The sequence below is a fragment of the Sorangium sp. So ce1153 genome (genome assembly GCF_051521595.1).
Taxonomy (GTDB): Bacteria; Myxococcota_A; Polyangia; order Polyangiales; family Polyangiaceae; genus Sorangium.
In genome coordinates this window covers 3,025,392-3,048,676 of the sequence record NZ_CP150361.1, presented here as the reverse complement: position 1 = coordinate 3,048,676, position 23,285 = coordinate 3,025,392, and the positions used below count along the sequence as shown (strand labels likewise).

14 protein-coding genes are annotated in these 23,285 nt (G+C 71.0%); 13 read left to right on the top strand and 1 reads right to left on the bottom strand.

Annotated elements, in window-relative coordinates; genetic code table 11:
• Positions 1-118 precede the first annotated feature (118 nt).
• Complete coding sequence (locus tag WME85_RS10760; protein ID WP_437837506.1) at positions 119-1,876, bottom strand: AAA family ATPase; 1,758 nt, start codon at positions 1,874-1,876, stop codon at positions 119-121.
• Positions 1,877-2,073: 197 nt separating this feature from the next.
• Here WME85_RS10760 and WME85_RS10755 point away from each other — a divergent pair, with 197 nt between their 5' ends.
• From WME85_RS10755 to WME85_RS10695, 13 genes are all read left to right on the top strand, one after another.
• The gene (locus WME85_RS10755; RefSeq protein WP_437837505.1) at positions 2,074-6,408 is read left to right on the top strand and encodes a tetratricopeptide repeat protein; all 4,335 of its coding nucleotides are present in this window, start codon (positions 2,074-2,076) and stop codon (positions 6,406-6,408) included.
• The gene (locus WME85_RS10750; protein WP_437837504.1) at positions 6,405-7,028 is read left to right on the top strand and encodes a hypothetical protein; all 624 of its coding nucleotides are present in this window, start codon (positions 6,405-6,407) and stop codon (positions 7,026-7,028) included. Before WME85_RS10755 ends, WME85_RS10750 begins: the two co-directional genes overlap by 4 nt.
• On the top strand, positions 7,016-8,134 hold the full coding sequence (gene tsaD, locus WME85_RS10745; RefSeq protein WP_437837503.1) for a tRNA (adenosine(37)-N6)-threonylcarbamoyltransferase complex transferase subunit TsaD: 1,119 nt from the start codon (positions 7,016-7,018) through the stop codon (positions 8,132-8,134). Before WME85_RS10750 ends, tsaD begins: the two co-directional genes overlap by 13 nt.
• Before the next feature lie 298 nt (positions 8,135-8,432).
• Entirely contained in the window at positions 8,433-9,452 is a 1,020-nt protein-coding gene (locus WME85_RS10740; protein ID WP_437837502.1) for a hypothetical protein, read from the top strand.
• Positions 9,442-11,202, top strand: coding sequence for a hypothetical protein (locus WME85_RS10735; protein WP_437837501.1), 1,761 nt, complete (start codon positions 9,442-9,444; stop codon positions 11,200-11,202). The genes WME85_RS10740 and WME85_RS10735 overlap by 11 nt, the downstream gene beginning before the upstream one ends.
• Positions 11,202-12,266: a PEGA domain-containing protein gene (locus WME85_RS10730; protein ID WP_437837500.1), complete on the top strand. Its 1,065-nt coding sequence runs from the start codon at positions 11,202-11,204 to the stop codon at positions 12,264-12,266. The genes WME85_RS10735 and WME85_RS10730 overlap by 1 nt, the downstream gene beginning before the upstream one ends.
• Before the next feature lie 384 nt (positions 12,267-12,650).
• Positions 12,651-13,970 carry a PGRS family protein gene (locus WME85_RS10725; RefSeq protein WP_437837499.1) on the top strand — a complete coding sequence of 440 codons (1,320 nt, stop codon included), beginning with the start codon at positions 12,651-12,653 and terminating at the stop codon, positions 13,968-13,970.
• 284 nt (positions 13,971-14,254) lie between these two features.
• Positions 14,255-15,349, top strand: coding sequence for a hypothetical protein (locus WME85_RS10720; RefSeq protein WP_437837498.1), 1,095 nt, complete (start codon positions 14,255-14,257; stop codon positions 15,347-15,349).
• A gap of 306 nt (positions 15,350-15,655) precedes the next feature.
• Entirely contained in the window at positions 15,656-17,041 is a 1,386-nt protein-coding gene (locus WME85_RS10715) for a hypothetical protein (protein ID WP_437837497.1), read from the top strand.
• A 285-nt stretch (positions 17,042-17,326) separates the two neighbouring features.
• Positions 17,327-18,421, top strand: a complete 1,095-nt coding sequence (locus WME85_RS10710) for a tetratricopeptide repeat protein (RefSeq protein ID WP_437837496.1) — start codon at positions 17,327-17,329, stop codon at positions 18,419-18,421.
• 187 nt (positions 18,422-18,608) lie between these two features.
• Positions 18,609-20,087, top strand: a complete 1,479-nt coding sequence (locus tag WME85_RS10705; protein WP_437837495.1) for a hypothetical protein — start codon at positions 18,609-18,611, stop codon at positions 20,085-20,087.
• A gap of 250 nt (positions 20,088-20,337) precedes the next feature.
• The gene (locus WME85_RS10700; protein ID WP_437837494.1) at positions 20,338-21,951 is read left to right on the top strand and encodes a protein kinase domain-containing protein; all 1,614 of its coding nucleotides are present in this window, start codon (positions 20,338-20,340) and stop codon (positions 21,949-21,951) included.
• Positions 21,952-22,221: 270 nt separating this feature from the next.
• The gene (locus WME85_RS10695; protein WP_437837493.1) at positions 22,222-23,265 is read left to right on the top strand and encodes a PEGA domain-containing protein; all 1,044 of its coding nucleotides are present in this window, start codon (positions 22,222-22,224) and stop codon (positions 23,263-23,265) included.
• Positions 23,266-23,285 lie beyond the last annotated feature (20 nt).

Here is a 23,285-nt window from a genome sequence, read left to right as displayed (position 1 = left end):
CAGCAAATGTTGCTGTGAGCGAGGCAACCTCCGCAGGGCGGCGTGGAGTGTGTCGACCGGCGCCGGCGTGAAGGCGGGCAGGTGGTGAGGCTTCGCACGTAACGTGCGTCCGAAGCGGTCAGTCCTGCGAGCGTCCTTTCATTGCACCGGAGAGGGCCTCATCGACATTCCTCACCCACGCGCGTTTTCCATCGAAGACGGCGACCAGCTCGTGCACGGGCGTTGCGCCGGCGGCGACCAGCTCCGCCGCGTAACGGCGGTCGCGGACCTGCCGCGCGGCGGCCGCGAGCGCCTGCTCGGGGGTCTCGTCCCGCTGGGGCACCTTGAGCTCCAGCACGACCCCTGGACGCCCCGGCGCCCGCGGCCGCACGAGGACGTCCGCGCGGCCGAAGCCGGACTCGCGGTGAGAGCGGACGTCGTACTCGCCTTCGAGCTGCACCAGGAGGCCCAGGACGAAGCCGTGATAGAGCTTCTCCGGCTCCCGGCCGGCGGGGTCCTGATAGGACATCACCGTGACGAGCAGCCGCTCGAGCAGCGCCTCGAGCGTCGGCGCGTCGCCGCCGAGCAGCGCGCGGAGCAGCTCCTCCGCGTGACGCCGCTCCGGCAACCCTCGCCGGAGCCAGGAGCGGAAGAGGTCGCGGTACGCGACGCGGACCTCGATGTTGGGAATGGCGAGCGAGGCGGTGATCTCGCCGAGCTCCTCCCGCACCGCCGTGGTCGTGAGATAGCCGGCGAAGAGGAGGAAGCTCCACAGCGCCTCCGGCTGCTGGTCCAGGTCGCGCAGGACGAGGTTCTCGTCGATGCGGGCCTCGACCGGCTCGCCCCGCAAGAGCGCCTCGGTCTCGCCCGAGAACCCGAGTCCCCGCCGGGCGATGAGATCCTGGAGCAGATCGGTCGAGGCGGTGTTGACCCAGTACGGCCGGAGGGCGCCGCTGGCCACACAGTTGAGGATCGACCAGGGATTGTAGATGACCTGGCCGCCGAAGAGATACCCGTTGTACCACGCCCGGACCTCGTCGAGGCGCGGCGGCTCGGGCGGAGGCGCCGGCGCGGATTGCCCTGCGGGGCCGCCGTCGGGCCTCGCCTGCTCGAGGACGGTGGCGACCTCGGCCTCGGTGAAGCCGAAGGAGGTCGCGTAGCGACGATCGCTCAGAATTGACGACACGACGATGTTGTTCAGGCCGGAGAAGAGGTTTTCCCGGGCGACCCGCAGCACCCCCGTGAGGGCGCCCTTGAAGAGAGAGGGGTTGTCCTTGAGCGCGGCAGAGAAGAAGTTCCGGAAGAACAGCGTCACCTCATCGAAGAAGCCGTTCAGGTAGCCGGACTGGATCGGGGTGTCGTACTCGTCGATCAGGATGGCCACCTTGCGGCCGTGGTGGCGCGCGAGGTAATCAGAGAGCTCCCTCAGCGATTGACGGCAATCTTCCTCGGTTATCTCGCCGACGAGCATGTGCTCGTAGTGTCGCTTCTCGTCGGCACGGAGCACATCGGCCTGCAGCAGATCCTGATGCTGGCTGTAGAGGCGCCGCACCTCCGTACGGATCGCATCCAGCGTGGTCTCGTAGGAGCGGGTCTTGATGTCCTTGAACGTGAGAAAGAGGACGGGGTACTGCTGGAAATGCGCCCGGGCCGCCGGGTCGCTCCAGACGGCGAGATCCTGGAACAGCGGCGACAGATCCTCATCGCGTTTCCCGAGGAAGTACGCGAGGGTGGAAAGGTTCAGGGTCTTTCCAAAGCGGCGCGGCCGCGGGAACAGGACGACGTGCGCAGGATCGGCCAGCAGCTGTCCTATGAAGGAGCTCTTGTCGACGTAGCCGGCGCCCGCCCGGCGGAGCTCGCGAAAGTCGGACTGACCGAGGGCGGGGACGAAGGACATGGGAGGCTCGCGGCGCGCAGGGACTGTCCCCGGCCGCCCCCTGCGCGTCAAGCGCCCCGCCAGGATGGCGGGACGCGCCAGCTGAGCTCAGCAGTCCGGCCCCCGGCGCGCCGCTCTGCCGACATCGCGCCCGCTCCTTGAAGGCGCCGCCGCCGCTCCGGATGGCCCGCCGCGCACCGCCGATCTACCCTAGCCCGGTGCGATCCCACGTCCTGGCCGGCTGCCTCGCGGTCCTGATCCCCGCAGCCGCGACGCTCGCGATCCCGCGCGCCGAGGCCGCGGACTTCGATCCGTCCGGCCGCGGCAAGCGGCCCAAGCCGAAGGCCCCGAAGCCCGGCGTCAGCAAGCCGGGCCCCGCCGGAAGGCCACAGCCCGGGCGGCAGCCGCAGCCCGGGCCGCGGCCGCAGCCCGCCGCCCAGGAGCCGCAGGCGAAGCCCGACCCGGCCGAGGCCGGCGACGCGAAGCGGGGCGGCCCGTCGAACGACGCGCTGATCGCCCGCTACACGGCCATCGTGATGAGCCAGCCGAGCGCGCCGTTCCCCCTCCAGCGCCTCGCCCAGCTCTACCGCGAGCGCGACGGGAACCTGAAGAAGCTCGTCGAGGAGTTCGAGCGCCGCGCGGCGCAGCCAGGGGCCGACGCCTGGGCCTCCAAGGTCGTGCTCGCCGGCGTCTACAAGCAGGACGGGCGCTACGACGACGCCATCAAGACCTACGAGGCCGCGATCGCGGACCGGCCCCAGGACCCGGCGGCGATCATGGCGCTCGCCCAGCTCGAGGCGGACCGCGGCGACAAGGCCCGCGCCCGCGCGCACTACGAGAAGGCGCTGCCGCTGCTCAAGGTCCCCGCGGACGTGGAGCAGACCCGGCGCACGCTGCTCGCGCTCAGCCTCGACCTCTCTGACTTCGACGGGGCCAAGGCGCAGCACGAGGCGCTCGTGAAGAACGCGCAGGGCTCGCTCTTCGTGAAGGCCGAGCTCGGGCGCGAGCTCGCCGCGCGCGGGCACCACGCGCGCGCCGAGGCCGAGTTCCGCGAGCTCGTGAAGGCCGCGGCCGGCGACAACCGCGCGCTCGCGCCGGCGCTGCGCGATCTCGGGCAGGCGCTCGCCCGGCAGAAGAAGATGGACGAGGCGCTCGCCGTGCTGAAGCGGGCGCTCGCCATCGCCGGCAGCGCCGCGGGCGTGCGGGCCGAGATCCTGCTCATCATGACCGACGCGTTCCGCGCCGAGGGGAAGCTCGCGGAGCTCATCGCGATCCTCGAGGCCGAGCGGGGGCAGGACTTCCAGCGGCTCGCGACGCTGGGCGCGCTCTACGAGGAGACCGGCGACGTCGACAAGGCGATCGCGATCTACAGGAGGGCGCTCGCGCTCGACGGCAAGCACATCGACACGCGGCTCCGGCTCGTCCACCTGCTCCAGACCGCCGGCGAGCTCGACACCGCCATCCGCGAGTACGAGCTCCTGATCAAGGCGGCGCCGAACAACGCGGACTTCGTGTTCGAGCTGTGCGAGACGCTCATCCAGCGGGGCGACCGGCCCAAGGCGCTCGCCCTGCTCACCCAGCTCGAGGGGCGCGTCGCGAGCGACCCCGAGACGCTCGCGGCCGTCGCCGACTTCTACGAGCGGGTCGAGGAGAAGGACCGGGCCCTCCGGGTGCTCCAGCGGCTCGCGGGGGCCGCGGGCGGCGATCCGAGCCACCTCGTCGACCTGGGCGACAGGTACTTCCAGGCGGGCGACAAGAAGAAGGCGCTGGAGACCTGGGCGCGCATCAAGCAGGTCGTGCCGAACCGGGCGCGCGCCGCGGCCACGCTCGGCGAGGTGTACCTCGACCACGACATGGTGGCGGAGGCGCTCGCCTCGCTCCGGGAGGCGGCGCAGCTCGAGCCCGCGAACAGCCGCCACAAGAAGGCGCTGGCGATCGCGCTGGAGCGCACCGCGAGCTCGCTCGGCAACGCGGGGCCGCGGTACACGGAGGCGCGCGAGCTCTGGGAGCAGCTGCTCGCCGGCGCGGGCAACGACAAGCTGCTCGCGCGCGAGGCGCGGACCCACATCGTCAGCCTCTGGTCGCTCACCCGCGAGCTGCCGAGCCGCGTCGCGCCGCTCGCCGCGCGCTTCAACGCGACCCCGCCCGACCTCGAGGCGGGGCGGCTGCTCGCGGAGGTGCAGCGCAAGCTGCACCGGCTGCCCGACGCCGAGGCCACGCTCCGGAAGCTCATCCAGGCCGCGCCGGGCGACGAGGACTCGCTCCTCGCGCTGGAGCGCGTGCTCGTGCTCCAGCAGAACCTCCTCGGCGCCATCGACGTGCTGGGCAAGCTCGTCGAGGTGAACCCGAAGCGCGCGCGCGAGTTCTACCAGCGCATGGCGCAGTACGCCGCGGAGCTCTACCGCGACGACGACGCGATCCGGTACGCCGCGCGGGCCGTCGAGCTGTCGCCCGAGGACGCGAGCGGCCACCAGAAGCTCGGCGACATGTACCGGCGGCGGCAGGATTTCCCGCGCGCCATCGCCGAGTACCGGCAGGCGCTCGCGAAGAACGACCGGCTGTTCCCGGTGTACTTCGACCTCGCCGAGCTCCTGCTCACGGCGGGGCAGTCCGACGAGGCCGACCGGCTGTTCCGGCGGGTCGTGCGGGCGTCGAACGACGAGGAGCTCGTCGCGCGCGCGGCGCGCATGTCGATGCAGGTGAACCTCGGCCGGGGCTCGCTCGAGGTGCTCGAGCGCGAGCTCCTGCCGGTCGCGGTCGGCAACCCGCAGAAGCCGCTCTACCGGCGGCTGCTCGTGGAGCTGTACGGGGCGATGACCTTGCCGCTGATGCAGAAGGTCCGCGGCGAGGGCCGCGCCGCGAGCGCGGGCGCGCGCGCGGAGCTCGCGAAGATCGGGGCGCGCGCCGTGAAGCCGCTGCTCGACGCGCTCGCGGACGAGAAGGAGTCGCAGCAGAAGATCGCGATCGAGGTGCTGGCCTACGTGGAGAACAAGAGCGCCGGTCCGGCGCTCTACAACTTCGCGATCGGGCAGGCGGACAAGGGCCTGCGCGCCCGCGCGATGATCGCGTGCGGCGCGCTGCGCGACCCGGCGATGCTGGAGCGCTACGAGCAGATGCTCGCGCCGAGGGACGCGGCGGCGAGCGTGCTGCCGAACGACGCTGTCGCGGTCGCCGCGGCCTGGGGCGTGGCGCGGCTCGCGGCGGGCGGGGCCCGGCCCGCGGCGGCCCGGGCGGAGGCGCTGCTCGCGCGGCTGCTCTCGTCGCCGGCGCCGGAGGTGCGGGCGATCGCCGCGGTCGGCCTCGGGCTGACGCACGACCGGAAGCACGCGGCCGCGCTGTCCGCCGTCGCGCGGGCGCCCGAGGCCGGCTCGATCCCGCGCGCGGCCGCGGTGCGGGCGCTGGGCGAGCTCGGGGGCGGGGGCGAGGGGCCGGCGCTGTTCATGTCGCTCGCCGACTCGAGCGAGCCGGAGCTCCGCCGCGCGGCGCTCCTCACGCTCGCGCGGCTCGGCGGGGGCGCATCAAGGGGCGGCGGCAGCGGCGGCGGGCCGGGCGAGGCCGAGGCGTTCGCCTCGGGAGGGGCCGCGCAGGCGATCGCGGCCGGCGCGTTCTCGTCGGACGAGGCGCTGCGCGCGGCCGCCGTGTCGGCGGCGGTCGCGCTCACGCGGCGGGTGTACCCGCGCACGCGCGAGCCGCTGCCGGTGCCGGACGGGGCGCTGACGGTGAAGGACGTGCTCGCGGGGCTCGATCCGGATCCGTTCGGCCCCGAGGATCGCGCGGCGGCGCTCGTCGCGCTCGGCCCGGCGCTCCAGCGGGCCGCGGTCGCCGCGGTGGCGACGTCGCCGGAGCGGGCGCTGGTCGTCGCGGACGCGATCCTGTCGAGCGGGTCGCGCGGCGCGCGGGCGGCAGCCGCGGGCGCGGGAGGCGAGCGCGTGGCCGGCGTAGGCGGGGCGGCGCTCGGGCTCGCGCCGTTCACGGACGGGCGGGCGGAGCTCGGCGCGGAGCTGAGGAAGCAGGTCGAGGCCGCCGTCGAGGGGGTCGCTGCCGCGGTCGTGAGCGGGTTCGTGGCGCTCGTGCGGCACCCGGCGATCGAGGTGCGCACGCGCGCGGTGGAGCTGCTCGCGACCCGGCCCGAGCCGGAGGCGCAGGCCGCGGTGGTCGACGCGCTCGGCGATCCGGAGGAGAGCGTGCGGCGGGCGGCGCTGTCGGCGCTCGGCGCGGTCCGGCACGGGCCGACGATCGAGGCCGTCTCGGAGCTCCTGCGCAGCTCGACGAGCTGGCCGCTGCGCGTGCGCGCGGCGGAGGCCCTGGGCCGGCTCGGCGCGCCGGGCGCGGGCGCGGGCGCGGCCGGTGGCAGGCCGAGCCAGGTCGCGGAGACGCTCGGCGCGGCGGCGCGCTCCGACGCGTATGCCCTGGTCCGCGAGGCGGCGGCGCGCGCCCTCGCCTCGGCGGACCGCGCGGCGGCGGCGCCGGTGCTGAAGCAGCTCGCGGCGCGCGACCCCGAGCCGCGCGTACGCCAGGCCGCGGCGGAGCTGATGCGGAGCGCCGCGCCTTGAGCAGCGGCCCCCTGCCCGGGCCGCGGCGCGTGGCGCTGCGGCTCGCCTCGCTCGCGCCGCGGCTCGCCTCGCTCGCGCCGCGGCTCGCCTCGTTCGCGCTGGCCGGCGCACTCGGCGCGGCCGGCTGCGACGACGCGAGCCGGTTCTCGACGGCCGAGGGGGAGGCCTACTGCGGCGCGATCACGCTGGGCGGCGCGTTCCGCGCCGGCCTGAGCCCGCGCGTGCAGATGCGGCTCTCGCTCGACGCGGAGGCGCTCGACGGCCCGGACCCGCCGGGCGCGCTGTGGACCTACGAGGCGCCCGACGGGACCACGCCCGAGCGGCGCCTGCTCGACGGCGCGCCGCTCCGGCCGATCGGCGCGCTCGCCCACGACCCGCTGTCGCGGCTGGAGTTCGGGGAGGGCCGGGAGCGCAACGCGATCTACGCGGTCAGCGCGGCGGATCCCGGGGCAGAGTCGCTCGTCGCGATCCTGTCGCTGCGCACGGACGAGTCGGTCGAGGTCCGCCTGCTCCGGCCGGGCCAGGCGCCGCTCCCTTCGGGCGAGCCCCTTGCGGCGGGGCAGCGGCAGGTGTTCGGCAACTTCAGGCTGACGCGGCGGACGGGGACATGCGGGTTCTAGGGATCGAGACATCGTGCGATGAGACGGCGGCGGCGGTGGTCACCGAGGGCGGCGACGTCCTCTCGGACGTCGTGCGCAGCCAGGTGGCGCTGCACGCGCCGTACGGGGGCGTCGTGCCCGAGGTCGCGGCGCGCGATCACGCGCGCGCGGTGGTCCCGGTCGTGCGCGAGGCGCTGGCGCGCGCGGGCGTGACGGCGGCGGACCTCGACGGCGTCGCGGTGACGTCGCGGCCGGGGCTCGCGGGGGCGCTGCTCGTCGGCCTGCAGACGGCGAAGGGGCTGGCGTGGGCGGCGGGCAAGCCGCTCGTCGGCGTCGATCACCTGGTCGGCCACCTGCTCGCTGTGTTCCTGCGGCGGGACGGCGCGCGCTCGACGCCCGCGCCGGACGCGCCGCCCGCGCCGGACGCGCCGCCCGCGCCGCCCGCGTCGGACGAGCGGCCGGCGTTCCCGTACGTGGCGCTGCTCGCCTCGGGCGGGCACACGGCGATCTACCGGGTGGATGGTCCGGCGCTCGGCGCGATCCGGGAGCTCGGCGCGACGCGCGACGACGCGGCGGGCGAGGCGTTCGACAAGGTGGCGAAGCTGCTCGGCCTCGGGTATCCGGGCGGCCCGGTGGTCGACCGGCTCGCGGCCACCGGGGACGCGGCGGCCGCGGCGGAGGCGGTGCCGGCGGTGATGGCGCGCAAGGAGTCGCTGGAGTTCAGCTTCTCGGGCATCAAGAGCGCGGTGGCGCGCCACGTGGCGAAGCGCGGGCGTCCGGAGGGGCAGGCGCTGAACGACCTGTGCGCGGCGTTCCAGGGCGCGGTGGTCGACGCGCTCGTGCAGAAGACCGTGCGGGCGGCGCGGGCCGAGGGGATCGAGCGGGTGGTCCTCGCGGGCGGCGTCGCGGCGAACCGCGGGCTCCGGGCGCAGATGGCGGCGGCGTGCGCGCGGCGGGGGCTCGGGCTGTTCGTCCCGCCGTTCGCGAGCTGCACGGACAACGGGGCGATGATCGCGTATGCGGGCGCCCTGCGGCTCGCGGCCGGGGAGCGGGACACGCTCGATCTCGCGCCGGAGACGAGGACGGCGCTGCCGCGGGTGACGCGCAAGGGCGGCGGCGTGCGGTGAGCGGGAGAGGCTGGCGGTGGCGCGCCTCCGGCCGGCGGCGGGGCGTCGCCGGCGAGGCCGCGGTGGGGTGCGGGGCTGGCGCACGCTGGCGTCACGGGCGCGGGGCTGCGGTGTGTGGGGCCATGCGGGGCGGTGCAGGGGCGGCTCGTGTCGGGGATTACCGCGGACTTGTACGCTGCGGCGAGCCGTGGTCTGATGAGAGCTCAGGATTCAGGCCGGCCCGCGCTGGCCGTTCTTCCGGCCGCACGGGACAGGACAGCTTGGGAGAGCCGCCCGGCGGGGCGCGAGGGTTGTGAGCATGCAAGTTGTTCTACCGATTGTGCTCGGGTTGATCGCGGTGGCGTGCGGCGCAGGCGCCGTGTTCCTGCTGATACAGGCCACGCAGCTGAGGCGGCAGCTCCAGGACGCGAACCAGCACATCGAGGCGCTCCGGCAGGCGAAGAGCCAGCTGGATCAGGTGCGGTCGCAGTACGGGCAGCTCCAGCAGTCGCTCGACATCGCGCGGAGCGAGGACCGGCAGAAGGTCGACTGGCTCGACGCCCAGCAGAAGGAGATCGACTGGTACAAGAGCGAGCTCGAGAGCCGGCCGAAGATCACGCAGAAGCGGTACAAGATCCTGACCCTTGGCATCAAGTGGACCGGCAAGACGTCGCTCACGCTCAAGTGGGCGAATCCGCTCGTGGATCTCGGCACGCTGCAGGGGACGAAGATCGAGCGTTACGAGCGGACGGTCAGCCATGTGCTCACGAAGGAGGTGCTGACCGAGCACGTCTTCGAGGTAGGCGACTGGGGCGGCGAGCACATCGTGGACGCGCAGCAGGAGCTCATCATGGAGGAGATCCATGGGCTCTTGATGGTCGTGGATCTGGCGGGCAAGGACGGGCAGAAGCTCGAGCCGTCGCGGATCCAGGAGCAGCTCCGGGAGTTTCAGCCGCAGTCGCTCCAGTTCTTCTTCAGCCCGAAGACGCTGGCGTCTTGCAAGGCGGTGGTGCTGTTCATCAACAAGTCCGATGTTCTGTCCGGGACGCCGGCTGAGGTGGAGCGGGAGGCGCGCGGGTATTACAAGCCGCTCATCGACAGCCTCGAGCGGTACAAGAACCACATTGACATTCGCGTGCTCGTCGGGTCGGCGAGCTACGGGCACAGCACACATCATCTGTTCTCGCACTTCGTGGAGCGGATCCTCCCGAAGAACGCGTATGATCCGCAGCTGCTCCAGCGGATGAAGGCGGACATCGGTCCGAATCCGGCGCTGTCGCGGACCGCGCAGCTCCCTGCCCCGCAGCTGCCGCAGCAGGTCAGGCCCAATGTACGGTAGCGAGGGCGCCTCGGGGTATGTGATCCCGCGGTACCGCGCGCCGGCGGACGCGCCGTGGTATCACGTGCTGCACGGGAACATCCCGGGGCACCAGATCGATTTCATGTACTGCCCGGAGGTGCCTCAAGGGCCCCTCACGACGACGCATTTCAGCCACCTGGCGCGGCTGATGAAGTACATCGAGCCCGCGACGGGGGCGACGCACGCGTTCGCGATCGGGAACCTGTCGCGCGACGACACGCAGCACGAGCCTGGTCACGGGGCGGTGGGGCTGATCTTCGGGTTCCGGATCGGCGGGGCGGTCGACCACGCTGGGCGGGGGAATCCGCCGTTCGCGCACGGGCTCGTCGCGGTGGACCGGGACCTCGGGTATGCGACGCTGCTGGAGGCGTCGGCGACGTTCTACCGGCACGTGATGAACGCGACCGAGCTGAACTCGTCCGCTGGCATGTTCTACCGCGAGTATGTGGGCGCGGTGCGGGAGGCGCCGGAGCGGGTGCCGCACGTGCTGGAGCGGTACGTCGAGGAGTACGGGGATCTGCCGTACCTCCGGCGGAGCAACGCGACGTGGGACTGGGTGGCCGACGAGGGGACGCTGCCGAAGCGGGTGGTGATCGTGCACAAGCACGATGAGCCGTTCGGGGCGATCGCGCATGCGGCGGCGCGGATCGCGACGGTGCTCTACCGGTCGAACATCAAGTGGACGTCGATCACGAGCGGGCGCGAGGCGGACATCCCGGGCGGGGTGTCGGTGCGGTTCGTGAGGGAGCGCGATGTCTCGATGGAGGAGCGGCACGGGGTGCTGATCCGGATCGAGGAGGTCGCGGAGGACGAGGGGGAGATCGCGCGGGGGATGTTCGGGGCGCGGCCGCAGGGCGAGCAGGAGGAGAAGCCGCAGTTCGGAGGGGGGTGGCGGGAGCGGTTCGCGGCGCAGCACGCGGGGACGGGGCCGGTGCATGGCGCGGGGGGCGCGATGCCGGGGGCTGCGCTGCAGGAGCGGCGGGCGGGGGGGTCGGTGCCGCCGTCGCAGCGGGGCGTGGGGCTCGGGCGGAACGACGCGCACGCGCCGGGAAGGGCGGGCGGCGGATGGGCGGAGGCGGGGGTCGGCGCGGCGGCGGGGTCGGCGGGGCCGGCGTCGATGTCGGCGGCGCAGCAGGTTGGGCCGAAGGGCACGCTGGTCATCGATACGGAGAAGCTGCTGGGGGGCACGGTGCGGGCCGCGGCGCCCGCGGGGGTGGGGCTGGCGGCGCCAGCGGTGCCGGTGCTTCCGGCGCAGGCGGCGCCGATGCGCGGCGATCTGGCCGATGAGATCCCGGTCATCATCGAGAAGCCGGCGTCGTCGAGGAAGTGGCTCTGGGCCATCGTCGGGCTCGGTCTGGCGAGCCTGGCGGCGGTGGCGGCGGTCCTGGTGCAGCGGATGCCTCCGGCGAACCAGGATGGGGGCCCTGTGGCAGGGCCGGCTGAGACGGCGAGCACGCCGGAGGTGCGCACGGCCCCGACGGCCAGCGCCGCGCCGGGGGCGAGCTCGCCGGTCGAGGAGAAGAAGCAGCAGCCGTCGGCGGCGCAGCCTGAAGCTCAGCAGCAGCAGGATCCGGGGAGCGAGAAAGCGCAGACGACGCAGGGGCGGCGCGGCAACACGAAGGCGCCAGGTGCCTCCACCGCGAAGCAGCCCTCGAAGAGGACCCCTGGTAAGACGCCGTCCTCTCGCCAGCCGTCGACAGCGTTGCCCGAAGAGGAACTGGAGTTCTGATGCGGATGAGAAAGAAGCCGTCTCTGCTGAGCATGACCGGCGTGGCGCTCGCCCTGCTCGCCTCGCCGAGCCTTGCTCAGCAGCCGACGTCCACGGCGCCTGCGGCCGAGACCGAGAACGATGCGCTGACGGACAAGGTGCGGGAGCTCTTCGACGAGGGCGTGAAGGCGGCCAATGCATCGAAGTGGAGCGACGCGCACGTCTCGTTCCTCGCGGCGTGGAGGCTCAAGGAGCACTATCAGATCGCCTCAAACCTGGGCGTCGCGGAGCTCAAGCTGGGCAAGTACCGCGAGGCAGCGGAGCACCTCACGTGGTACCTGCGCGAGGCCCCCGCGTCGAAGGTGGAGCAGCGGCGGCGCGCCGAGCAGTCGCTGAAGGAGGCGCTGGCGAAGGTCGCGCAGGTGACGGTGGAGGTGGAGCCGGCAGGGGCCGACGTGACGGTCGACGGGGCGGCGGTGGGGAAGGCGCCGCTGCGGATGCCGGTGTTCCTGAACCCGGGCGAGCATGAGGTAGGCGCGCGGCTCGACGGGCATGTGCCGGAGAAGCGCGGGGTGACGGCGAAGGCGGGGGCGACGGCGACGGTGAGCTTGCGGCTGGTTGCGCAGGCGGCAGCGCCGGCAGAGCAGGCGGGGAACGGGCAGATCGCGCCGCGGATGCCGGCGAATCCGGGGGATACGAGCGGACCCAGCAAGCCGCTGCTGTATACCGGCATCGCGCTGACGGGTGTCGCTGCGGGCCTCGGGGCGGTGTTCGGGATCGTCTCGCTGAACAAGGAGAGCCAGGCGGAAGACTTGCACGTCGTGCTGGAGAATAAGGATGGCCCGTCCGCGTGTGCGAATGGCCAGAACGCCGCGCAATGCGGGGAGCTCTGGAGCGCGCGCAAGGATGCGTGGACCTATACCAAGGCTGCGTGGGGCTGCTTCGGGGGCGCCGCGGCGATCGGGGCGGCGACGCTCATCTACTACTGGACGGCGCCACGGCAGGCCAGTGGGGTAACGCGGGCGCAGGTGATCCCGCATCTCGGTCCGACAGGCAGCGGTATCGTGATCACGGGTGCGTGGTAAACCCAGCGCAGACGGTTTCGATTTGGCTTGGGCTGACTGGAGACGAAGGTGATGCGAAAGGGTCAGGGCAGATCGTGGGCGGCTGGGGTTCTGGTCGCGCTCGGCCTCGTTGGCATGTGTCACGCACTGGGATGCTCGGATTCAGCTGATAAGCATGAGAATGAGCTAGGTCGTCAAGGGAACACCACCACGACCACCAGCAGCAGCAGCGGCGTCCCCCCGGGATGCGAGAAGCATCCAGAAGACGACCCCAGCACGATCACCGAGCAGTGTGGCGTGTTCGTGCGCGCGAGCGCGCCCGTCGGGGGGAATGGGACCAGGGCACAACCGTTCAATAGCTTCGCCGAGCTAGCTGCGAGCGACTCGCAGAAAAGCAGAGTGTACGTGTGCCACGAGTCCCAAGACGAGAACAGCAACAAGGTCGCTGAATCATACAACGAAAGCAGTGGGATCGTCTTCCGTGACGGCGTCGAGATCTATGGCGGGTTCACCGGATGCTACGACGAGTGGACATGGTCGACGAACAAGACAAAGTTGACCGTTGCAGTCACGGAAGAGCAGCCAGAGACGCCGGACACCATCGCGCTCACGCTGAACGGCGGCGACAATCGGCTTGAAAACCTCGAGATCATCGCCAGCGGGCCACTCGTCCACGGCAGTTCGTCGATCGCTCTGCTGGTGAACGGAGGGAAGGCCGACATCGGCAACAGCGATCTCACGGCAGGCGATGCGGGTGACGGAGATCCGGGAGTTGCCCCCATAGATGAAACGGATCTGAACGGCGTCGCTGGGACCAAAGGCCAGGCGGCATGTGATCCGGGTGCGGCCCATTCTGGGAAGGACGGCCCCGTCAAGCAATGCCCTAGCGGCGAGAGTTCCGCAGGAGGCAAGGGAGGCGCGGGTTCGACGTCTGGTCCTGCTGGCAGCGGCGGAGACGGCACGCCTGCGTCCGGAGGAGGGGCAGGAGGCAAAGGAGCCCAAAGCGCTGGCAACGCGTGCGCAGTAGGCGCGGATGGAGAACCGGGGGAAGACGGTACACCAGGTGACCCCATCGAAGCTCGCGGCCTCGGCACAATCGACGCAACCGGGTATCAAGGGGTGAATGGGGTACAGGGTAAGCCAGGTGCGCCCGGTCAAGGGGGTGGCGGAGGTGGAGGCGCCATCGGCGGAACCGCAACTTGCCCAGGAGCCGACGACGCGGAGTTGCTGGCTGGCGCGAGCGGCGGGACCGGCGGCAGCGGCGGTTGCGGCGGGCTCGGCGGTGAAGGTGGCAAGCCCGGCGGCTCCAGCATCGCCATGATCATCCTGAACGCGGAGGTCGCTTTCAAGGGCGTGCAGCTTACGGCCGGCAACGCGGGCAACGGCGGCCTCGGCGGCGATGGCGCAACAGGTGGAACAGGCGGAGCGGGCGGGGACCTCGGAGCTGGTGTAGCACCGACCTTGCGCGCAAGCTGCAGAGGTGGAAGCGGCGGTGCCGGCGGCCTGGGCGGCCCGGGTGGCGGTGGCTCCGGCGGCCACTCGCTCGGCATTGCCTTCAACGGCAACAGCTCTCTCCGAGGTGACGTCCCCTCCTTCATCCCGGGCAACGAGGGTCAAGGCGGCCTGGGCGGCGCCGTTCCCTCCGCCGGTGCGGAAGGCGCCCCCGGCCGCTCCGGAGCATGCCTGAACTTCGACACCCGCGACGACCAGGATTGCCTCCAGTAGCGATAAACATCCGTGAGGTTCGTCGGCAACTCCCCAGCGACCCAGCTCCCACGGATGTCTCGTGTACAAGTCCGACCGTGTCTCATGCAGGCTCCGCGCTGGCAGCGCGAGCGACGCCAACCTACCGTCATGAACGCCGCTCCTGCGGCACGGACGTCAGCAAGGCCATACCGGCAGCGAGCCCAGGCGGCTGGCCTCTCGGCGTGTCCACGGCCGAGCCATCAAAGCGAAGCGCAAAGCCCGAACTCGTTGCTGCATCTGGCAACTCTTCGCTCGGAGCAACGATGCATTCTCGACGTCTCCTGATCGGTGCGTTGTCGCTTGGTGTGCTCGTTGCGACTCCCGCAGCAGCGGAGGAACAGGCGCCAACTGCGCAAGTGAAGGCAGCCGCCCGCTCGCTCGCGGACGAGGGCTGGAACCTCTATACAGCGGGACGTTATGAGGAGGCGCTCGAGGCCTTCAGCCGAGCGGAGGCGAAGGTTCACGCACCCACGTTCCTGCTCATGATGGCGCGCGCGAGCAACAAGCTCGGTAAGCTGCTCGAGGCGCGAGCCCTTTACAAGCGCATCGCCGAGGAGAAGCTCGCCGCGAGCGCAACACCAGGGTTCGTGCAGGCCCAGACCAGCGCAAACGAGGAGCTGGCCTTGCTGGCACCGCGCATCCCGGCGCTGAGGGTCGTCGTGACGGGTGCGCCCAGCGACGCCATCAAGCTGACACTCGACGGTAGCAGCATCGAACCTTCATCGTTCGTGGAACGAAACCCTGGCGACCATGTGCTGACCGCGTCGATGGCGGGCCGCCGCGCCGTGGCCAGGACGATCCACCTGACCGAATGGGCGCGGGAGCAGTTAACGCTCGATGCCTCTTCGCTTGCCGTGGAGCATCCTTCAGGGGCGCCAGCGCACGCTGCCGCGGGTGCCCCGCCGCGCAGCGCGGCTGAAACACGGGCAAGTCATGCTGGCGTTCGTACGCCCGCGCAACGGGACGACGCCAGCGGCCTCAATACGACGGTGGTGTATGCAGGCATGGCCCTCGCCGGCGTGGCTGCGGTCACCGGGTCGGTGTTCGGGATCGTGTCGCTGAACAAGGAGAGCGAGGCGGACGACATGCACGTCTATCTGGAGAAGAATGACGGCCCGTCCGCGTGTGCGAATGACAAGAACGCCGAGCAATGCGGAGAGCTCCTGAGCACGCGCAAGGATGCATCGACCTATACCAAGGCTGCGTGGGGCTGCTTAGGGGGCGCCGCGGCGGTCGGGGCGGCGACGCTCATCTATTACTGGACGGCGCCCCGGCAAGCCAAGGAAGGGACGCGCGCTCGGGTGATCCCGCATCTCGGTCTGGCAGGCAGCGGCATTTTGATCACGGGTGCATGGTAAACAGAGGGCAGACGGCTTCGATTTTGCTTGCGCTGACTGGAGACGACGGTGATGCGAAAGCGTCAGGGTAGATGGTGGGCGGCTGGGACGTTGGTAGCGCTCGGCCTCATTGGTATGTGTCACGCACTCGGATGCTCCAGCTATGATCCCCATGAGCTTGATGCGGGGAGGACCACCACGACCAGCAGCAGCAGCAGCGGCGTCCCCTCGGAATGCGAGAACTCTCCAGCAGACGACCCCAGCACGATCACTGAACGATGTGGCGTGTTCGTACGCGCGAGCGCGCCCGCCGGGGGGGATGGGACCATGGCTCAACCATTTAACAGCTTTGCCGAAGTAGCTGCGAGCAATCCGCAGAAAAGCAGAGTGTACGTGTGCCACGAGTCCCAAGACCAGAACAGCGACAGAATCGCTGAATTGTACAACGAAGGCACTGGCATCGTCTTCCGTGATAGCGTCGAGATCTATGGCGGGTTCACCGGATGCTACGACAACTGGGTATGGTCAACGAACAAAACGAAGTTGACCGTCGAAGTTACGGAAGAGCAGCCAGAGACGCCGGACACCATCGCGCTCACGCTGAACGGCGGTGACAATCGGCTTGAAAATCTTGAGATCGTCGCCAGCGGGCCACTCGTCCACGGCAATTCGTCGATCGCTCTGCTGGTGAACGGAGGGAAGGCCGACATCGTCAACAGCGATCTCACGGCAGGCGATGCGGGTGACGGAGATCCGGGAGTTACACCCGCAGGCGAAACGGATCTGAACGGCATCGCTGGTATCAAGGGCCAGGCGGCATGTGATCCAGGTGCGGCGCATCCTGGGAAAGACGGCCCCGTCAAGCAATGCCCTGGTGGCGATAGCTCCGCAGGAGGAAGAGGAGGAGCGGGTTCGGCATCTGGTTCTGCTGGCAGCGGCGGAGACGGCACGCCACTGTCCGTAGGAGGGGCAGGTGGCAAAGGAGCCCAAAGCGCCGGCAATGTGTGCACAGTAGGCGCGAGTGGACAACCGGGGAAAGACGGTACACCAGGTGACCCAGTCGAAGCTCCCGACCTCGGCACAATCGACGCAACCGGGTATCAAGGGGTGAATGGGGTACAGGGTAAGCCAGGCGCGCCCGGTCAAGGGGGTGGCGGGGGTGGAGGCGCCATGGGCGGAACCGCAACTTGCCCAGGAGCCGACACCGCAGCGTCGCTGATTGGCGCGAGCGGCGGGACCGGCGGCAGCGGCGGTTGCGGCGGGCTCGGCGGTGAAGGTGGCAAGCCCGGCGGCTCCAGCATCGCCGTGATCATCCTGAACGCGGAGGTCGCTTTCAAGGGCGTGCAGCTTAGCGCCGGCAACGCGGGCAACGGCGGCCCAGGCGGCGACGGCGCAACAGGTGGCAGAGGCGGAGCGGCCGGAGATCCCGGAGCCGGTGTGACGCCAACCTTGCGCGCAAGCTGCGCGGGTGGACGCGGCGGTGACGGCGGCCTGGGCGGCCCGGGTGGCGGTGGCTCCGGCGGCCACTCGCTCGGCATTGCCTTCAACGGCAACAGCTCTCTCCGAGGTGACGTCCCCTCCTTCATCCCGGGCAACGAGGGTCAAGGCGGCCTGGGAGGCACCGTTCCCTCCGCCGGTGCGGAAGGCGCCCCCGGCCGCTCCGGAGCATGCCTGAACTTTGACACCGGCGACGTCCAAGGTTGCCTCCAGTAGCGACCGGCCTCCGTGAGGTTCGTCGGCAACTCCCCAGCGTCCAGGCTCCCACACGATGCCTCGTGCACATGTCCGACCGTATCTCATGCAGGCTCCGCGCTGGCAGCACGGGCGACGCCGACCTACTGTCATGAAAACCGCTCCTGCGGCACGGACGTCGGCAAGGCCATACCGGCAGCGAGCCCAGGCAGCTGGCCTCTCGGCGTGTCCACGGCCGACCCATCAAAGCGAAGCGCAAAGCCCAAGCTCGTTGCTGCGTCCAGCAAATCCTGGCGCGGAGGAACAATGCATTGTCGATGTCTCCTGATCGGTGCGTTGTCGCTGGGCGTGCTCGCTGCGACTCCAGCAGCAGCGGAGGAAAAGGTCCCGACCCCGCAAGCGAAGGCAGCCGCCCGCTCGTTCGCGGACGAGGGCTGGAACCTCTATACCGCGGGACGGTACGAGGAGGCGCTCAAGGCCTTCCGCGAAGCGGATGCGAAGGTTCACGCACCCACGTTCCTGCTCATGGTGGCGCGCTGCTACGTCAAGCTCGGCCGCCTGCTCGATGCGCGCGCCGCGTATCAGATCATCCTGGACGAGAAGCTCGCCGCCAGCGCGCCGCCGGCTTTCACGGAGGCTCAGGTCACCGCAAGGAAGGAACTGGCCGACCTGGAGCTGCGCATTCCGACCGTGGAGGTCGCGATCAAGGGCGCCGTCCAGGAGGTACGGGAAGTGACGCTCGATGGCCTGCCGATCCCCCTCTCGACCCCTGTACAGCGTGATCCAGGCGAACACACCTTGGTCGTTCACGTATCCGGGCGCCGTCCCCTGACGAAGCGTATCCGACTGCAGGAGGAGGCGAGGGAGCGGGTGGAGCTGGATCAGGCTGCAGTCGACGCTCTGCCACGAACCGGGCGACTGGAACCCGAGTCGGGCCACCGGAGCGCTGGTCCGGGTCAGGTCCAGGGTGGTCGGTCCACCGATGGCACAAGCGGTACTGCGGGCTGGTTCAACCCGGACCGGAGGACCGCCGTGCTGATCGGTGGGGGCGCGGCGGCAGGGCTCGGGCTCGCGGCGGGGGCCGTTTGCACGATGCTGGCCAACGGGCGAGCCAGCGATGCAGCAAGACTCAAGGCGGAGCTGGTGAATGAACGCGATGGATCGGCGTCATGCCCCGGCGCAGACCCGGCCCGATGCGCACAGCTGAAGGATGCGACCCTCGCCAAAGTCGAGCTCAGCAACGCCGCGTTCTGGAGCTTCGTGGCGGGCGGAGCTATCGGGGTCGGGACGCTGGCTTACGGGATCGTGACCATGCGGCCCGCAGCACCGACCCCGAGCATACGGCTGACGCCCCTGCTCGATAGAGACACCGCCGGGCTCTCGCTCGCAGGGAAGTTCTGATCTGGCGCACGTGAACAACAGGAGTTTCAACATGCATCGCCGTGCTCGTCTTGTTTCCGTGCTTGTCCTGGCGATGGTGGCCGCCGGCGCCAGTGGGGCGGGATGCGGCCCGTGGTCAGCACGTCCGAGCGAGTACTGCGAGGGCACTCCGTGCGGTGAAAGCGATGGCGTGGGAGGTGGCACGTCGATGCCACCACCGCCGCCGCCGCCGCCGCCGCAGTGCTTGCCCAGCGAAGGACAGGACTGGGCCGCAGACGAGAGCTGCGGCGTGTTCGTTTCCGCCACGCGGGGCGAAGACGAGAACGGCGGAGCGCCGGGCGCGCCGGTCAAGACGCTCGCGAGGGCCATCGAGCTCGCGCTGGAGCACGAAGGACGCGTGTACGCATGCGCCGAGACGTTCGAGGAAGCCCTCACCTTGACCGCGGGGGTGACCCTCTACGGTGGGCTCGACTGTGCTGCGAGCTGGCGGTGGGACGGCAAAAAGAGAACCACCTTGACGACGCCGCAGGATGCGGCGGCCGGGACCGTGCCGCTGACGATGCGCGCGGTTGGCGAGACGGTGTGGCTCGAGGACATCGACGTCACCGCCCCCTCGATCGAGCTGAGCAACTTCGGCGTCTCGTCGATCGCGGCCATCGCCGATCGCTGCCAGTTCAAGCTCACGCGGTGCACCCTCACGGCCGGCGAGGCGGCGCCGGGGGTCAGCGGCGCCTCGCCTGAACCAGCGCGCGCCACGAATGGCGGCGAAGGCAGCGACGGGAACGAGGCGTGCTCGGCGGATGTCGTGAAAACCGACGATCCGCCCGTGAATGAATGCGGAACACCGGATAATGCCAGCGACGATTCGCGCGGCGGGCTGGGCGGCCCAGGGGATTCCTCCATAGCAGGCAATGGCGGCCACGGCTCTCCTGGCGAGCAAACCAATCCGAATCGCGGCACCTACACTCCTGGCGCGGGCGCGGACGGACGCGGACGGTGCACCGACGGCATGGAGGGCGCCGCCGGCAGCCACGGCGACGGCGGTGCAGGGGCACGTGGCATTGGCTCGCTCAACAGCACTGGTTACACCGGCGTCTCGGGAAACGACGGCACCGACGGGAAGACCGCCCAGGGCGGCGGAGGAGGCGCCGGCTCGAGGGCAGGCACCCCACCATGCCGGTATTCGAACTCGAATGGCGGTGCCAGCGGCGGAAGCGGCGGCGCTGGCGGCTGCGGCGGCAAGGCCGGCAAGGGCGGCGGTCCTGGCGGGTCGAGCATTGCTCTCGTGAGCCTCGACGCAAAGCTCAGCTTTCAGGACGTCCGCCTGGAAGCCCAGCGCGGCGGGGACGGCGGCAACGGCGCCTCCGGCCAGCAAGGCGGAAGAGGCGGTCCTGGCGGACAGGGAGGGATCGTTTCGGACGAGTTCAGCATGGATCCAGACTTCCCCATCAAGCCTGGTTGCAGCGGCGGCGCGGGCGGCAACGGCGGCAACGGCGGCTGGGGCGGAGGCGGCCTCGGCGGCCACTCCCTCGGCGTTGCTTTCCGCGACCCGGCGGGCACGCCCCCGTCCCTTGGCAATACCGTCATCCAGGTCGGCACGCCCGGCGCTGGCGGCACAGGCAGCGACAGCGACGCGACAGGCAACGCCGACCCGGGCATGACGCTCGAAACGCTCCCGTTTCCTTAGATGCCGCACGCCGCCTCATCGTCATGAGCCCCAGCGACAGCTCAGCTCGGGTCTGCTCCTCGGGGTTCACGCTCCCCGATCCTCCCGCCTCCCTCATCGCCCGGCGAGCCCAACCCGCTGCGCAGCTCAGGCTGCGGGGGACCCGGCAGCCTCCCGACCGCCCCGACCGAAATCGCGCTCCCCGCCCCGCCCCACTCCTCTCCCGCCATCGAATCCGCTAGGCTGCTTCCGCCCTCCTCCCTGCCCCGTCATGCACCTCGGCGCCGGCTCCGTCCTCATCGGCAAGTACCGCCTCGAGCGCCCGCTCTCGCGCGGCGGCATGGGCTCGGTCTGGGTCGCGCGCCACCTCCAGCTCGGCACGCCGGTCGCCGTCAAGTTCATGGACCCGGCCTACGCGAGCTCCCCGGCCTTCCGCACCCGCTTCGAGCGCGAGGCGCGCGCGGCCGCCCAGCTCAGGACCCCGCACGTCGTGCAGGTGCACGACTTCGGCTTTCACGAGAGCATCCCGTACCTCGTCATGGAGCTCCTCCAGGGCGAGGATCTCAGCGCGCGCCTCCAGCGGCGAGGCCGCCTCCCGCTGCTCGAGGCGCACCGCATCCTCGCCCAGACCGGCAAGGCCCTGCGCAGCGCGCACGACGCCGGCCTCGTCCACCGCGATCTCAAGCCCGCCAACCTCTTCCTCGCGCGCGTCGACGGCGAGGACGAGGACATGGTGAAGCTCCTCGACTTCGGCATCGCCAAGGAGACCACCTCGAAGCTGGTCGCCGACGCCTCCACGACCGGCGAGGTGATGGGCTCGCCCCACTACATGAGCCCGGAGCAGCTCCGCGCCGAGCGCGACCTCGACGCGCGCAGCGACCTCTGGGCGCTCGGGGTCATCCTGTTTCGCATGGTCACGGGATACCTCCCCTTCCCCGGCGACGTGCTCGCGCAGGTCATGACCAGGATCCTCGTCGATCCGATCCCCTCCGCGCTCCAGCTCGCCCCCGACCTCCCCCCGGCCATCGACGGCTTCTTCCACCGGGCGCTGGCGCGCGATCGAGCCCACCGGTTCCAGACCGTCCGCGAGCTGGTCGACGAGTTCGCGCGCATCGTGGGCGCGCCGAGGTTCACCAGCTCGCTCTCGGACGCGCACGGTCCGTTCCTCCAGCCCCCCACCGGCTTCATCGCAGCCACAGCGACGCCGCTGCACGGAGCGCCCCCTGGACACGGAGCTCCCCCTGGCCCCGGGGGCACGGCGCCTGCCGCGCCGCTTCCAGCGCCGCTGATGGGTCCTGTCTCGGCGGGCACGCTGACCGGCGCGATCGATGCCGCCAAGCCACAGGGCGGACGCCGCTTCTCTGCGCGGACGGCATGGGTCGCCGCTGCGGGAGCAGCCGTCGCCCTCAGCGGCATCGGCGTGACCATGGGAGCGCTCTACGGCCGGTACGCCGAGCCCTCGTCCCCAGCAGGTGACCAGGCGACCGCCGAGCTTGCTGCCTCCGGCCCAGCGATGCCCCCCCGCGACGCGCTCTCCGCGACCGCCGCGAATCCCGCCGCGGCGTCGGCGAGCGCTCCACCCGGCATCGTGCCAGCCGCGCCGCTGATGGATGCCGGCTCGGACGCAGCCTCCGAAGCCTCGGCGCAGGAGCCGACGCCGAACGGCGCGCAAGCAGTGGAGCGCACCCCTCCCGCAGCAGCCACGAGCGCCCCGGCAGCGGAGCGCAGCCTTCCGGCAGCATCGGCCAGCACACAGCCCAGCGCGCAGCCTCGGCCTCGCCCTGCCGGCAGCAGCACCGCCGCCCCGCCATCGCAGCGGCCGGCCAGCGGCACCGGCGCGCGGCGGTCGTCCGGGGAAACGAAGCCGAACTGGGGTATCCCCTAGCTTCGGCCACCCTCGTCGCTCCTCCGGGGGCGCGCTCCTCACCGCGCGAGACGGCGGCCCGAGCTCGCGGTGACCGCAAGACCTCAGGAGCTCCGCAGCAGCGCGGGGGGTGCCGCGGAGCCAGTCTTGTCCTCGCACCCCGTGTGCAACCGGACCACAAAAGCACCCTGCCCCACGCAGAAGGGGTATGGTTCGCGTTCCGGGGTGGCTAAGGTGCTCCCGTCACCTCCACCCTCAAGCGCAGCTTCCTGAAGCAACGCCGGATTTTCGATGATGACGAAGCGCCCGCTGCTGTGGACCTGGAGCGTAGCCATCGCCTTGCTGGCGCCGGTCGCCGGTGCTCAGCAGGCGTCCCCGCAGGCCGCGGCGCAGGAGAGCGACGCGCTGACAGACAAGGCGCGCGAGCTCTTCGAAGACGGAGTGAAGTCGGCCAAGGCGGGGAAGTGGTCCGATGCGCACGCGTCGTTCCTCGCGGCATGGGGGATCAAGCCGCACTACCAGATCGCCTCGAACCTCGGCGTGGCCTCCCTCAAGGTGGGCAGGCCCCGTGACGCCGCGCAGTACCTCTCGCTGTACCTCCGCGAGGCCCCTGCGACGAAGGTCCAGGAGCGGGAGCGCGCGGAGGCGTCGCTGAAGGAAGCGCGGGCGCAGGTCACGGCCATCACGGTGCAGGTGACGCCGGAGGGGGCCGAGGTGACGGTCGACGGGACGACCGTCGGGCAAGCGCCGCTGGTAGATCCCGTATTCCTCGATCCGGGCAAGCACGACGTGGGCGTGAAGCTGGAGGGGTACGTGCCGGAGGCGCGGGTCATCGAGGCCACGGCGGGTGCCACGGAGATGATCAGGCTCCAGCTGAAGCGCAAGCCGGCGCTCAGCGCGGCGGTAAGTCCCGGGCCGCTCGCTCCGCCGGCGCCGAGCGACTCGGGAAGCGGAGCGCGAACGGCGGTGCTCGTCGGCGGAGGGGTCGTGGCAGGCGCCGGCGTTGCGGCGGGGGTTGTCCTTACCGTGCTGGCCAATTCGCGGGCAAGCGAGGCTGAAGAGCTGAGGAAGACCCTGATCAACGAAAAGAACAGTCTCTCATCATGCCTTGGCGTGTTCGAGGATAACTGCCGGAAGCTGAAGGACACCGTGAACTCAAACGTCGATCTCAGCAATGCGGCGTTCTGGAGCTTCGTGGCGGCCGGAGCGGTCGGGGCCGGGACGCTGGTGTACGCGCTCGTGACGAGCAAGCCTGCGGAGCCGGCGCCGAGCATCCGGGTGGCGCCGCTCCTTGCGCCTCGCGCCGCCGGGCTTTGGCTCAGCGGACAGCTCTGAGCTGACCTGCCAGGAAAGGA